Genomic DNA, 13,321 nt, shown 5'->3' with positions numbered 1-13,321 from the left:
GTGAGGCGGATAGCTGCCCCACGCACCGACGGGGATTACCAGCGGTAGTGAGCGAACGCGCGGTTCGACTCGGCCATCTTGTGCGTGTCTTCACGACGCTTGACGGCGGCACCGAGACCGTTGGACGCGTCCAGGATCTCGTTCATGAGGCGCTCGGTCATCGTCTTCTCGCGACGCTGACGGCTGTAGCCGACCAACCAACGCATGGACAGCGTGGTGGCGCGGCCCGGCTTGACCTCGACCGGAACCTGGTAGGTGGCACCACCGACGCGGCGGGACTTCACCTCGAGGCTCGGCTTGATGTTGTCGAGCGCACGCTTCAGCGTGACGACCGGGTCGGTGCCCGTCTTCTCACGGCAGCCCTCGAGCGCGCCGTAGACGATGCGCTCGGCGATGGACTTCTTGCCGTCCAGCAGGATCTTGTTGACCAACTGGGTCACGACCGGCGAACCGTAGACCGGGTCGACGACGAGGGGGCGCTTCGGAGCAGGGCCCTTACGAGGCATTACTTCTTCTCCTTCTTCGCGCCGTAACGGGAACGAGCCTGGTTGCGGCCCTTCACGCCCTGCGTGTCGAGGGCGCCGCGGATGATCTTGTAGCGGACACCGGGAAGGTCCTTCACACGGCCGCCGCGCACGAGCACGATCGAGTGCTCCTGCAGGTTGTGGCCCACACCCGGGATGTACGCGGTGACCTCGATGCCGGAGGTCAGCTTCACACGAGCGACCTTGCGCAGCGCCGAGTTCGGCTTCTTCGGGGTGGTGGTGTAGACGCGGGTGCAAACACCGCGTCGCTGGGGGCTGCCCTTAAGTGCCGGCGTGGTGACCTTGGTGGTCTTGTCCTGCCGACCCTTACGGACGAGCTGGTTGATAGTAGGCAACCTGTTCTCCGTACTGATTCGTAGTCTTGTCTGCTCGATCGCGCCCATGACGCACACCGGCCGAACTCCTTGGATTGACCGCCCGCCACAACCCGAGGTCGGGAGTGTCGAAGCGGCGCTCTCCCCCGCACTTTCGCACTGCAATGATGCGAACAGGCGACTGCCCGGCGAGAGCGTGTGGTGGGCCTGGTGAACCCGGCGCGACCTGGGGCCGATACCGAAGGCAGGGCAGAGCCCACGCACGAGCGTCAAGACTACCGGGCACACCGAATGCGTCCAAATCATGCAGAAGTGGCTGCCCCGGAGCTCCGGGGCAGCCACTTCGCGGCAGAACGATCAGCGCGTCGGGCGGGCTGCCGCTCGAGCGACGACCTGCTCGGCCGCCTTCTGCTTGGCCGCGAACGCGGGCAGGTCGATGGTGAGGCCGAAGTACGCGGTGCGGTCGACGATGACGTCGGTGGCCGCGGCGGCGTTGTAGATCGCGAAGCCCGGGTCGGAGTCCTCGGTCTGCATGCCGTAGGAAAGCGTCATCCCGTTGGCCCGGTTGACGCCCTTGACCAGGTTGAGGCTGGACGTCGTCGGACGGTACGGGTCACCGCCCCACGCGGTGAGCCAGGTCGTACCGAGCGGCGCGGCACCGGTGATGGTGCCCTCGAAGCCGAGCGGGAAGATCCAGTCCAGCTGCGGTGCGGCCTGACGGATGGTTCGTCCGGCGGCCACCTTCGCCTTGGGTGCGCCGACGCCGTACCGGGTGTCGATGATCCGCGAGGGTCCGGTGGGGATGCGCACCGAGAAGGGCCCGTCGGTCGACGTGACGTACAGACCCTCGATGTCGACGAGTGCATGCATCGTGGTGTTCGAGGTGTTCTTGACGGTGAACCCGTATTCTCCGGCGCTGTCCTTGCTCAGCGCGACGACCGTCGAGTTGGGCGAGACCTCTCCCTTCACGACGTTGACAGTCGAGGTCGCGGGAGCCGCCCCCACGCCGCTCCAGGTCGCCAGCCAACCGGACGCCGAGGACGACAGGGCGGTGACGTTCGTACGGACGGCGCGCGGCACCATTGCGTCGGTCGTGTCCCAATCCCCCAAGGACACCCGCACCGACTGTCCCGGACGCAGTGCGACCGTCTCGCGGGTGTCGACCATCCTCGTGCCGTCCATCGGGACGAAAGACGCACCGGCGGCACCGGTTCCGGACGCGCTGCCGTAATAGCCGATGATGTCGACAGCCAGGTCGAGCGATCCGGTGACGTCCAGCTTGATCCGTCCGTCGGCGCCGACGTCGACGGTGGACGTCGTCGCTCCGGTCCAGTTCGCACCGAAGTTCAGGCTCGAGGTATTCGGCTTGGCGGTGCGCGACGCGTACGCCGTCACCCAGCCGGAGGTGGAGGTCTTGATCGCGGTCAGGTTGACGACGACGGCCGACACCCCGGTGGCGGGCACGCCCGAGCGACCCAGGACGGGGATCGAGACCGATGATCCGGTCACCAGCCGCGCCTTCGGCATGCCGCCGGTGCCATACCGCGAATCAGCGATGCGACCGGGGGTGGCGTTGTAGTAGGTACCGGAGTTCTCGGCGCCGGCAGCCTGTGCCGGCGCGGCCGTCAAGACGGTGCCGGTGAGCACGGCCGCGGTGCAGACGGAGACGACTGTGGAGAGCTTCATGTTGATCTCTTCTCGAGGGTTGGGTTGATTGCTCAGTTGAGGATGTGGGGTTTGCCGGCGACCGGAGCGAGCGACGGCGCTGCACCGCTGCGAGCCGGTGACTGGGTCTTGACCTGCGCGATGGCCTCGTCGGTCAACTCGAAGCGTCCGGTGATGTCGAGGACGAGGTCGACCGAACCGCTCTGATTGAAGACCGACAGCCCTGGCGTGCACGTCGTCGCGCCGGACGGGGTCAGGCAACCGGGGATGGAGACGAAGGAGTTCGAGCGGTTGTGTGCCGCCTTCGTGTTCAGCGTGCTGGTCGTCGGCCTGGCCTCGCCGGCGCCGAAGAGGGTGAGGAAGGTCGCCCGGGTGGGGTTCGCGGCGGTGAGGACGCCCTCGAAGGAATGCGTTCGGTCGGAGTCGACCGTGCTCGGAACCGCGGCACTGACGGTCTGCTGCGCGCCGACCTTTGCCTGCGGGAAGCGCAACCCGGTGCGGGTGTCGCCGATGCGGGTCGGCCCGACCGGCACCCGCACGGTGCCGACGTTCCCCGGGTCGGTGACGAAGCTGCCGACCGCGTCCAGGATCAGGTGCGCGCTGGAGTTCGAGGTGTTCTCGAAGTGCACCGCGTATTGGCCGTAGCCGGGCCTGGCGGAGTCGGCACCGATACGGCGGACGGGGACGGTGACCAGATTGGCCGAGGTCTCCGCCTCGACGAAGTTCACCGACGAGGTCGACGGCGGCTCGCCCGCACCGCTCCACGCGGTGAACCAGCCCCTGTCGTATCCGCCGGTGGCGGTCATGTTGAACTGCATGGCGGTCAGGCGACGGCCGCCGGATTCGTTGAGCGACAACGGGATTCCGATACCCTCACCCGGCGCGAGACGGGAGCCACCGACCTCGTAGCGGCTGTCGAACCAACGCTCGGGCTGGTTGACGGTGTAGAGCGATCCCGCGGCGACGGTCGAGGACGAAGCGGCGAACCAGCCGAGCACGTCGACGGCCAACTGCACCGATGCGCCTCCGGCGGCGAGTCGAATCGTCCCGTCCGCACCGACCGGGACCGTGGCCGTCGTCGCGCCGGTCCAGCCCTTCGGGTAGGTGAGAACGGAGGTCCACGGCTTCGTCGCGCCGCCCGCGTACGCGGTCACCCAACCGCCGGACGTCGGGTCGATCGCGGTGATGTTGACGACGACCGCCTGCACCCCGGAACCCGGGACCCCGCCGCGGCCGGCCACCGCCAGCGAAGCGGACGTGTCCCGCCGCACCCCGCCCATCGGTAGCGCCCAGCCGGTGCGACTGTCGGCGATGCGCGAGGGCGTCACCGGGTGGTACTTGCCGGTGGGGTCGGACGCGGTCGCCCCGGCGTCCGGGGTGGCGGCGAGGAAGGACGTGGCAGCGATGATCGAGACGACGACGGTGGCGAGTTTCTTGGTACGCATGAGGTTCGCTTTCCCTTGAGCGGTCGTCATCCCTGACCGTGACGAACCGCTGAGCATGGCGGACGCTAGTGGCAAAGGCCGGCCGGTGTGCCACGTTTCAGCACAATCGGCAGATCACGGTTCGGGCAGCCCGTTTCATTCGAGGACCCGCCACCGCCGCTCCGGGGAGTCGACCCGCCGATCCGGACGAGGCCGGTTGCTAGGGTTGCCGCGCCTATCCGCCCCCGAAGGAAGCTCGCGACCGTGAACCAGACCCCCGTGCAGCGCTCGCTCTGGGCTCGCTTGGTGGCGCTCGCACCGCAGCTGATGAGGTTCGGGGCCATCGGCCTGCTCGGGCTCATCGTCGACGTCGGCGGCTTCAACGTGCTGCGCTTCGCCGGACCGGGCGGCGAGGGCGTGATGCACGAATACGTGCTGCTGGCCAAGGTGTTGTCGTCGTTCGCCGCGACGGTCGTCGCCTGGACGGGCAACCGTTACTGGACTTTCCGTCAGACTCGCCGGGAAGAGAAGCACCACGAGTTCGCCTGGTTCTGCGGCGTCGCGCTGATCGGCATGGGCATCGCCCTCGGCTGCCTCTGGGTCTCCCACTACCTGCTGGGCTTCACCTCACCGATCGCCGACAACATCGCCGCCAACGGCGTCGGCCTGGTGCTCGCGTCCGGCTTCCGTTTCTGGGCCTACCGCAAGCACGTGTTCAACAACCGCTGACCGCCGTCGACCGACGAAGCAAGCAACGCGCGCGAGACCCGGTGCGGTCAGCGATCGACCTGCCCGGCGCGAATCTTGTTGCGCTTCAACCGCATCCTGGCCGCCAGGCCCATCATCTCGAACCCGAGATCGAGCGTCTTGCGGAAGTCGCCGGTCACCGAGGACTCCCCCACCCGCGGCAGGTAGTTGACCGGCACCTGCACGTACTTGTGCCCACTCATCACACCGATGAGCAGCATCTCCAGACCGAAGGCCGAGCCGTCGAGGGTGGCGCGCTCGAGCACGTACTCCTTGTGCCGGCGGGTCATCACCCGGAAGGTGCATCCGACGTCCGAGAGGTAGGCGGAGTTGTACGACACCTCGATGCCCTTGGCCACGGCCCAGTTTCCCCAGCGCAGAAACCAGCCCATGTTCGAGCCGTCCCAGATGAAGCTCTGGACGGTGCGCGAACCGACGACGAGGTCGCATTCGGGAACGAACGCGAGCAGCTTGCGGATGTCGTCCGGGTCGAACGTGCCGTCCGGTTCACACACGGCGACGAGGTCGGTGTCGGCCTCGCGCAGTCCGCGCTGGATCGCGGCGCCGTAGCCCTGCGTGGTCTCGATGACTTCGCGTGCACCGGTGGCGGCGACCTCCTCGGAGGTGCCCTCGGCGGCGTTGTTGTTGACGACGATGACCTCGTCCACCTCGGGAATCGCCTCGAACCTGCGGATGCACTCCGCGATGCTGTCCTTCTCGTTGTAGGTCGGAAGGACAACGGAGAGCGTCATGCCGTTGTACACGCGAAAGTCCTTGTCGAATTCGGTTGTCAGTCTTCGGGATTGGCCACGACGAGCATCTGCCCGGCGAGCGGCTTGATCGGTGACCGCAGGTACCACGGCACAAGGAAGGTGAGGTTCGCGCCGGACGACTTCATCGTCAGCGGCATGAACTTGGCGTGCATCTCCTCGATGGCGTAGCCGCGAGAGACGAGGTAGTCCGACAGCGACTGGTCGGTGAAGATCGCGACGTGGGTGTAGTCGTCGAAGTACCGGCCGGGGTTGAGGCGGAAGTTCGGCTGCATGAGCATAAGTCGACCACCGGGACGCAGCACGCGGCGGGCCTCGTCCAGCAGACGGTTGGACTGGTCACGCTCAAGGTGTTCAACGAGGTTGGAGGCGAACACGACGTCGAAGGAGTTGTCCTCGAAGCGGCTCAGGTCGGTGCAGTCGCCGACGGCGGTCTCGACGTGCGCAGCAGCAGCACGCTCGACGACGGCGTCGATGTCCATGGCGACCACGCGGCGGGCCTTGATCTTGTTGGAGAAGTCGCACCAGCCGGCTCCGAGTTCGAGCACGTCGTGGTCGGGCTGCACCCAGGTGGCGAAGTGCTTGGCGAGGTGCACCCACACCTTCTCGCGGTTGGCGTCCTGAGCCAGGCGGGTCTCGAAGTAACCCTTCTCGTAGACGCCTTCGGGCGTCGAGGCGTCCTGCGCGTTGGTCACAGCAGAGGTCCTTGTCGGTGTGTGCTTCCGCGCCGGCCTGCGCGAAATGCGATGCGACTCTAACAAGCACCTGCGGGAATGCAGCGCCGACAACAAGCACCTGCGGGGATGTAGCGCCGACAGACCGTACGATGGCCGCGTTCTCCGCGGGCCCACGCTGCCCGCACCAGCCCATCGCACCCCCTTGCCGGAGGCACCTTCACGTGACTGCCCGAACGCAGGCAATCCGCACCGGATCCGGCCTCGGCTCCCTGATCACGTACGCGACCTTGTTGCTCGCGCTGCTGGGTTGGATGACCTGGGCGGTGATGGACCAGTTGCCGATCGGCAGCCTGGTGAAGGCGGTGGCCGCGACGGGTGTGTTCCAGGTGCTGCCGGGTGCGATGGTCTGGCGTGCGATTCGCCCGCGCAACGGCTGGCTGCTCGAGGACCTCGCGATGGGCTTCGCGATGGGCTTCGCGATCGCCGTGCCTGCTCAGACCATCGCCGGGCTGATGCACTCGCGCATCCCGGCGTACGTCGTCCCGCTGCTGTTCGTGGCGGTTTTCGCCGCTGTCCCCGTGCTGCGTCGCCGGGTGCTGGAAGCGCGCTGGTCGCCGCTGCCGTGGTGGCTGGGACCGGCCCTCGGGTTGATGACGCTCGCGGCCTACCCGCAGACCGAGTGGTACTTCAAGCAGAACCTGCTGTGGTCGGACAAGCCGTGGACGCCGTACATCGACACCTACCTCCACCAGGCGTTGGCCGCGCAGATCCTGACCCGTGGTCCGGTGAGCTGGCCGACGGTGGCCGGTGAGGACCTCGGCTATCAGTGGTTCGCGCACGCCTGGATGGCGCACGTGACGGCAACGTCCGGCGTCCCCCTCGATCACGTCCTGATGCGCTTCCTGCCCGCGATCATGCCGATCGTCGCAGTGGCGAGCATCGCCGTCCTGGGCCTGCGCCTCAGCGGCAGCCCGGGGGTCGGCGCGCTGTCGGCCGCGTTCTCTATGCTGGTCGGCAGCGGTCAACCGTGGGGCCTGCTCGGCCTGCAACTGCCGATCACCCCCCTGTCGCCCACCCTCGGCCTCGGCATCCCGACCCTGGTCGCGATGGTGCTGGTGCTTGCCACCAGATGGCGCGGCGAAGCACTGCGGGGTGCCTTCTGGTTGATTCCCTGGCTGACCGTGATCGCGACCGGGACGAAGGGGTCGACCTCCCCTGTGGTGATCGCCGGCCTCGGCCTCGCCGCAGCCGCAATGCTGATCTGGAACCGGCCGATGTTCTGGCCGGTGGTTCGCGACGCCGTGGTCATCGGGGTCTCGCTCATCGTGACGATGGTCGTCGTCTTCCACGGGTCGGTGGCCGGTCTGAAGCTCGGTGTCACCAACTCTGCGAAGCAGACCAGCCTGTCGTCCGTCATCGGTGGTGTGGCGTCGCGCGAGCAGGTGCTGTTCGTCTCCGCCGCCGTCATCATCGCGGGCCTGACCCGGGCTGCGCTCGCCTTCGCGTTGCCGTTCCGCCGCGAGAGCCGGCTGGACCCGGTCTCCTGGGTGCTCATCGGAGCCGCCATCGCCGGAGCCGCCGCTCTCGGTCTGTTCTCCCACCCCGGACGCAGCCAGAGCTACTTCACACTGACCGCAATTCCGTTGGCTGCCACCGGTTCTGCCATCGGTGCGCGTCACCTGTGGCTGGCGCTCGGACGCCGCCGCGCACTCTTGCTCGGAGCCTTGAGCGCGGTCGCAGCGTTCGTGTTCTTCAAGGGCATCCTGATGTGGACCGGACGCATCGTGCCGCGCAAGTACGACCAGTTCTGGCAGATCACCACCATCGCCGCGGTCGTCGTCCTCGTGGCCGCTGTGATCGGCGCGTTGGTGGTGCGGCGGCAGTGGTGGCGTGGCGCGCTGACGACGGTCGCGCTGATCGGCCTGTTCGCGGGCGCCGGTTCGTGGATCGACACCTATCGCACGTCGGTGCCGGTGCCGGACGAGCGGCCCGCGACTTTGACGTCGCAGAACGCGACGACGGTCGGCATGCTGCGTGCCGCGCGATACATCCGGGAGCACTCCGAGCCGACCGACCTGGTGATGACCAACCGTCACTGCACGACGGTGCGTGAGCCGCGCGGGGGGTGCGACAGCCGCCGGTGGCTGGTCAGCGCTTTCAGCGAGCGGCAGATGCTCGTCGAAGGATGGACCGCCACGCCGCGAGCCACGAAGATTGCTCCGAACGGCCGGGACTCGATCACCGTCGACTACTGGAAGCCGGAGATCCTCGAACTCAACGACACCTTCATCGCGGCGCCCACGGCGGACGCACAGCGCAGGTTGTGGGACCTCGGCGTGCGGTGGGTCTATGTCGAGACGACGAGACCGCACGCCGACGATCTAGCCCCGTACGCAACCCTCGGAATCCGTACGCCCACTGCTGCTGCATGGAAGCTCAGTCCGCCGCGATGACAACCAACTTCGACAGGAGAAAGAGCGGACGCCGGCGTTCACCACTGATCGGTCGGCTGTCCTCACAGCGGGGGCCGTTGCTTCGCGTCGTGCGCGACCCGAAGACGGCGTTCCTGGTGGTCGGCCTGATCAACACAGTGCTCGGCGTAGCGCTGTTCGCCGGCTTCGACCGGCTCTTCGGTCCGAAGCACTACCTTCTGACGTTGCTGTGCATGCACGTGGTCTCGGTGATCGTGGCCTTCGTGCTGTACCGACGGCTGGTCTTCCGGGTGCGCGGCAACCTGCTGCGTGACGCGCTGCGTTTCGAGAGCGTCTACCTGACCGGGTTGGCAATCAACGTCGTGCTGCTGACCGCGACCGTCGAGTTGCTGCACTGGCGTCCGCTGGCCGCGCAGGTCGCCATCGTGGCGTTCAACGCATTCTGGAGCTGGTTCGGACACGGACGGTTCTCGTTCCGTCGTCCGGGATCCTCGGGTGACCCAACCCCGGTGACCACCGGCGGCGCCCCTCAGGCCGAGTCGGAAGCCGCCACCGGGTCGAAGGTCACGGACGCCGAGCTCGAAGCACCAGGCTGACGCCCGGCAACTTGTCGACCGGCAGGTAGCGCTCACTAGCCACGATCATCCGAAGCCCTTGATTCACAACGGGATTCAGGTCATCGAGGTCGCTGCCACTCGATTTCTTACGGCGCCAGGCGGCGATCGGACGCAGCAGCACGTTCCACGAACCGACGGACTCGATCTCGAAGCCGGCACCGTCGAGCAGGTTCACCAGTTCCGGACGCGTGTAGCGGCGGACGTGGCTGACCGCGACGTCGTGTGCCGACCACAGCTTCGGGTCGGCCGGCACGGCGACCAGGAATGTGCCGCCGGGACGCAGAACACGGAACACCTCGGACACGGCGCGACCGTCGTGCGGGATGTGTTCGAGCACGTCGAACGCAACGACCATGTCGAGCGACGCGTCCTCGAAGGGCAGGCAGGTCGCGTCTCCGCGCAGCACCTGCAGTCCGCGTTCGCCGGCGACCTCCGCTCCTTCAGCGGTGTACTCCAGGGCGACGGCCTCCCAACCGTTCGCACGAAGGACCCGGGTGTTGCCGCCACCCGCGGCGCCGACATCCAGCACCTTGCCGGGCTTCATGCCCTTGATCTGACGGGCGAGCAACGAGCGCCGCTCGGCGTACCACCAGTGCTTGTCCTCGAGGGCGGCCAGTTTCCGGATCTCAGTTGCTTCCACGCCGCCAATAGTGCCCGCCCGCCGCCAAACGTGCAGCACAACCGCATGGCGAGTTGCGGTGTCGCCACCCCGAAGCACTACCGTTTGGCGACCGCCTCAGCCGGAAGGACACCTGATCTCGTGACCGTCGCGCACCCCGCGCCGTCGTTTTCCTCCCGATTTCGTGCAGCGAACGGCAACGGGGGGCCCTTCCTGGCCCTCGCCTACCTGCTGTTCTGCGCCTACGCGGTGTCGTCGGGCATGTCCCTGCTCAGCGTCGTCACGGCGTCGCTCGCAGTCGGGATCTTCCAATTGTTCCCCGGCGTGCTCATCTGGCGGCTGGTACGGCCACAGCGCGGTTGGCTGTTCGAAGACCTCGCGTTCGGATTCGCCTGCGGCTTCGCATTGTCGGTCGTCATCCAGTGCATCGCGGGTCTGCTCGGCAGTCGCCTGCTGAGTGTGCTGCTCCCACTGTTGGTAGCCGCAGCGATCCTCGCCGTGCCGCGCACCCGCGCACGTGTCCGTTCGGCCCGGCGCGAGCCAGTGCCCGCCTGGTTGGGTGCGGTCATCGCAGTCTCGACGGCCTCCGCCGTCCCGAGCGTGATCGGCTACTTCCGGCAGAACCTGCTCTCCTGGTCCGGATACCGGGCACCGCACGTCGACCAGTACTTCCAACTGGCGATGAGCAAGCAATTGCAGCTGCGTGGCCCGGTGAACTGGCCACTGCTGGACAACGAGGGCCTCTACTACCACTGGTTCACCCACGCCTGGATCGCACATGTCGCGCAGACCTCCACCGCGTCCGCAGACGAGGTGCTGCTGCGTTTCGCGCCGATCGTGGCACCGTTCCTGGTCGTGCTCAGCGTCGCGAGCCTGTGCCTACGTCTCACCGGAAAGGCGCTGGTCGCAGCCCTGGGGGTCACGCTGACGATGATGGGAGGCGCCGCGTCCGTCTGGTTCGGTTTCGCGTCGGCCCCACTCAACCCCGAGTCGCCCACGCTCGCCATCTCCGTACCGGCACTGTTGGCGATGGTGGCGGTGATGGCGATGCGCTGGCGCGGCGAGGACATCCGTCTGCCGCTCGTCCTGCTGGGCGTGTTCGCGTTCGTCGCGGCCGGCACGAAGGGTTCGACCACTCCGTTGATCATCGCCGGTTGTGCGCTCACGCTCGTGGCGATGCTGCTGTGGCGTCGGGAGATGGCGAAGGTGGTCGCCATCGACCTCGCCGTGGTCGTCGCGGCACTGCTGATCAGCATGATCGTGGTGTTCCACGGGTCGTCCAACGGTCTGGTGCTCGACCCGGCGGCGGCATTGAAGTCGAGCTGGCCCTCGTCGTCGACCCGCAGTACCGACATTTGGGTACTACTCATCGGCGCAGTGACGATGCTGTTCACCGGGCTGTCCTGCGCCGCGTTCGGTTTCGTTGCCCTGCACCGTGATTCGAAGGAGTCCGGACGTCGCGACCCCGTCCTGTGGATGCTGCTCGGCGCGACCATCGCCGGTGCTGCCGCTCCGTTGGTGTTCGTACAGCCCGGCAGCAGCCAGTTCTACTTCCGCCTGTCGGCCATCCCGCTGGCCGCGACCGCGTCCGCCATCGGCTTGGTGGCCTTGTGGGAGGAGCGCGACGCCCGACTGCTCAGGCTGCTTTGGCTCGCGGCCGGTTTCGGGCTGCTCGCGTGGTGGCTGCCGAAGCAGGTCGTGCCTGCCGGCAAGTTGTCGGGCGTGCAGATGTTGACGGTGCTCGCGATCGGTGGGCTGCTCCTCGCGGTCGTGCCGCTCATGGCTGCCGTCGTCCGAGCCGGGCACACAGCCGTGGCGGCAACGATCGCAATGGCCGTGCTTGTCACGGGGGTCGCGTCCGCCGTCCACAACCGCACCTCCGACCTGCCGGAGCCGGGTCCGGTGCGGCAGGAAACGTACGGAGCCATCGGCGCCGGTCAGTTCCAAGCCGCTCGCTACCTCGGCAAGCACGCCGACCCCGATGCGATGGTGATGACCAACCGGCACTGTCGCCAACTGCGCGGCAAGGTCTGCGACAGCCGCTACTTCATGGTGTCCGCCATCAGCGGACGCCGGATGTTGGTGGAAGGATGGGGCTACTCCCCGACCATCGCCGCCAAGTACCCCAAGGGTCGTGAATCCATCACTGCGCCGTTCGGCGATCAGGCACTTCTGCGCCTGAACGACGGATTCATCGCCCGACCGACAGCCGACGCTGCCAAAGCCCTGTGGGACAAGGGTGTTCGCTGGATCTACATCGACAAGTCGCGCCCGTTCGCTCAGACCCTCGCGCCGTACGCGACACCTCAATTCAACAACGACCAGGCACAGGTATGGAAGCTGAACTCGCCCCGCACATGACAGTCCCGCACGACGATCCGTCGGCGCCCGAACTGTCCGTCGTCGTCCCCATGTACAACGAGGAGGACGTACTCCCGCTGTTCGCCGACCGGCTGCGTCCGGTGCTCGACGGCATGGGCGTCACCTACGAGGTCGTCGCGGTCGACGACGGCTCGATGGACAACACCGCGCTGCTGGTGCAGAAGCTGCGTCGAGAGTGGCCCCAGTTGCGACTGATCTGCCTGCGGGCCAACTCCGGCCACCAGGCGGCGATCTCCGCCGGACTGGGCCTGGCTACCGGGCACTGGATGGTGACGATCGACGCCGACCTGCAGGACCCGCCCGAGGTCATTGCCGAGATGCTCGACACCGCGCGCGCCGAAGGTGCCGACGTCGTCTACGGCGTGCGCACCGACCGCAGCACCGACACCGTGTTCAAGCGGCAGACGGCCGGGCTGTTCTACCGGCTCATCCGTCGGCTGTCCGGGCTGGACGCCCCTTTGGATGCGGGCGATTTCCGACTGATGTCGCGCGCCACGGTTGAGGCGGCACTGTCGCTGCCGGAGCACAACCGCGTGCTCCGCCTGACGATCCCCTCGCTGGGCTTCCCGTCGGCCGAGGTCGGCTATCGCCGCGAGGCACGAGCGGCGGGCGAGTCGAAGTATCCGCTCGCCAAGATGCTGCGTCTGACCGCCGACTCGATCACCGGATTCAGCGTCGCGCCGCTGCGGTTCGCGACCTGGTTCAGCCTGCTCGGTTTCCTGTTCGCAACGGTGCTACTGGCATATGTGCTCGGTAGCTGGATGACCGGGCATACCGTGTCGGGATGGACCTCGATGATGGCCGTGATCGTCGGATTCTCCGCCGTCCAGCTGCTGTGTCTGGGCATCCTCGGCGAGTACGTAGGACGGGTGTTCAGCGGTCAGCAGGCGCGTCCCACGTTCTACGTTGCGTACGACTCGGCCGCCGACCGCGCCCGCTGACGCTCTGGACAGAGCGCTCTTATTCAGTTCGTTCGTCATCACCGCAATGGTTGCGCACACGATGGACGCTGGAACATAAGATCGCCTCTGCGTCGCGGGCTGAGTTAATGGACCTCGCCGTCGAACTAAGCGATCACGGCACGACAGTGACTCGTAAGGTGTCGCCGCTGCGGCATGTTCAGCTCATC

12 protein-coding genes are annotated in these 13,321 nt (G+C 67.2%); 5 read left to right on the top strand and 7 right to left on the bottom strand.

Annotated features, from left to right (window positions below):
• Positions 1-35: 35 nt before the first annotated feature.
• The 4 genes from rpsG to FB459_RS05060 all read right to left on the bottom strand — a co-directional run bounded on the left by rpsG (position 36) and on the right by FB459_RS05060 (position 3,969).
• Complete coding sequence (gene rpsG / locus FB459_RS05075; RefSeq protein WP_129626038.1) at positions 36-506, bottom strand: 30S ribosomal protein S7; 471 nt, start codon at positions 504-506, stop codon at positions 36-38.
• Positions 506-880 carry a 30S ribosomal protein S12 gene (gene rpsL, locus FB459_RS05070; RefSeq protein ID WP_129626036.1) on the bottom strand — a complete coding sequence of 125 codons (375 nt, stop codon included), beginning with the start codon at positions 878-880 and terminating at the stop codon, positions 506-508. Before rpsL ends, rpsG begins: the two co-directional genes overlap by 1 nt.
• A gap of 336 nt (positions 881-1,216) precedes the next feature.
• Positions 1,217-2,545: a hypothetical protein gene (locus FB459_RS05065; RefSeq protein ID WP_141927680.1), complete on the bottom strand. Its 1,329-nt coding sequence runs from the start codon at positions 2,543-2,545 to the stop codon at positions 1,217-1,219.
• Positions 2,546-2,577: 32 nt separating this feature from the next.
• Complete coding sequence (locus FB459_RS05060; RefSeq protein WP_141927679.1) at positions 2,578-3,969, bottom strand: hypothetical protein; 1,392 nt, start codon at positions 3,967-3,969, stop codon at positions 2,578-2,580.
• Positions 3,970-4,212: 243 nt separating this feature from the next.
• On the opposite strand from FB459_RS05060, the gene FB459_RS05055 reads away from it, so the two are divergent.
• On the top strand, positions 4,213-4,677 hold the full coding sequence (locus FB459_RS05055; protein ID WP_246092325.1) for a GtrA family protein: 465 nt from the start codon (positions 4,213-4,215) through the stop codon (positions 4,675-4,677).
• A gap of 47 nt (positions 4,678-4,724) precedes the next feature.
• Here FB459_RS05055 and FB459_RS05050 read toward each other — a convergent pair whose 3' ends face one another.
• Entirely contained in the window at positions 4,725-5,459 is a 735-nt protein-coding gene (locus FB459_RS05050) for a glycosyltransferase family 2 protein (RefSeq protein ID WP_141927678.1), read from the bottom strand.
• 26 nt (positions 5,460-5,485) lie between these two features.
• Positions 5,486-6,160, bottom strand: coding sequence for a class I SAM-dependent methyltransferase (locus FB459_RS05045; protein WP_141927677.1), 675 nt, complete (start codon positions 6,158-6,160; stop codon positions 5,486-5,488).
• 203 nt (positions 6,161-6,363) lie between these two features.
• Here FB459_RS05045 and FB459_RS05040 point away from each other — a divergent pair, with 203 nt between their 5' ends.
• The gene (locus FB459_RS05040; protein ID WP_141927676.1) at positions 6,364-8,595 is read left to right on the top strand and encodes a hypothetical protein; all 2,232 of its coding nucleotides are present in this window, start codon (positions 6,364-6,366) and stop codon (positions 8,593-8,595) included.
• On the top strand, positions 8,592-9,170 hold the full coding sequence (locus FB459_RS05035; RefSeq protein ID WP_129626025.1) for a GtrA family protein: 579 nt from the start codon (positions 8,592-8,594) through the stop codon (positions 9,168-9,170). The genes FB459_RS05040 and FB459_RS05035 overlap by 4 nt, the downstream gene beginning before the upstream one ends.
• Here the strand turns inward: FB459_RS05035 and FB459_RS05030 are convergent.
• A complete protein-coding gene (locus tag FB459_RS05030) occupies positions 9,139-9,831 on the bottom strand; it encodes a class I SAM-dependent methyltransferase (protein WP_141927675.1) in 693 nt (230 codons plus the stop codon). The two genes, FB459_RS05035 and FB459_RS05030, sit on opposite strands and share 32 nt — an antisense overlap.
• Positions 9,832-9,951: 120 nt before the next feature.
• Here FB459_RS05030 and FB459_RS05025 point away from each other — a divergent pair, with 120 nt between their 5' ends.
• Entirely contained in the window at positions 9,952-12,171 is a 2,220-nt protein-coding gene (locus FB459_RS05025; protein WP_141927674.1) for a hypothetical protein, read from the top strand.
• Complete coding sequence (locus FB459_RS05020) at positions 12,144-13,133, top strand: glycosyltransferase family 2 protein (protein ID WP_246092323.1); 990 nt, start codon at positions 12,144-12,146, stop codon at positions 13,131-13,133. Before FB459_RS05025 ends, FB459_RS05020 begins: the two co-directional genes overlap by 28 nt.
• The last annotated feature ends 188 nt before the right edge of the window (positions 13,134-13,321 follow it).

Source organism: Yimella lutea (genome assembly GCF_006715095.1).
In the GTDB taxonomy this organism is placed as follows: domain Bacteria; phylum Actinomycetota; class Actinomycetes; order Actinomycetales; family Dermatophilaceae; genus Yimella; species Yimella lutea.
This window is presented reverse-complemented; position numbering and strand designations above follow the sequence as displayed.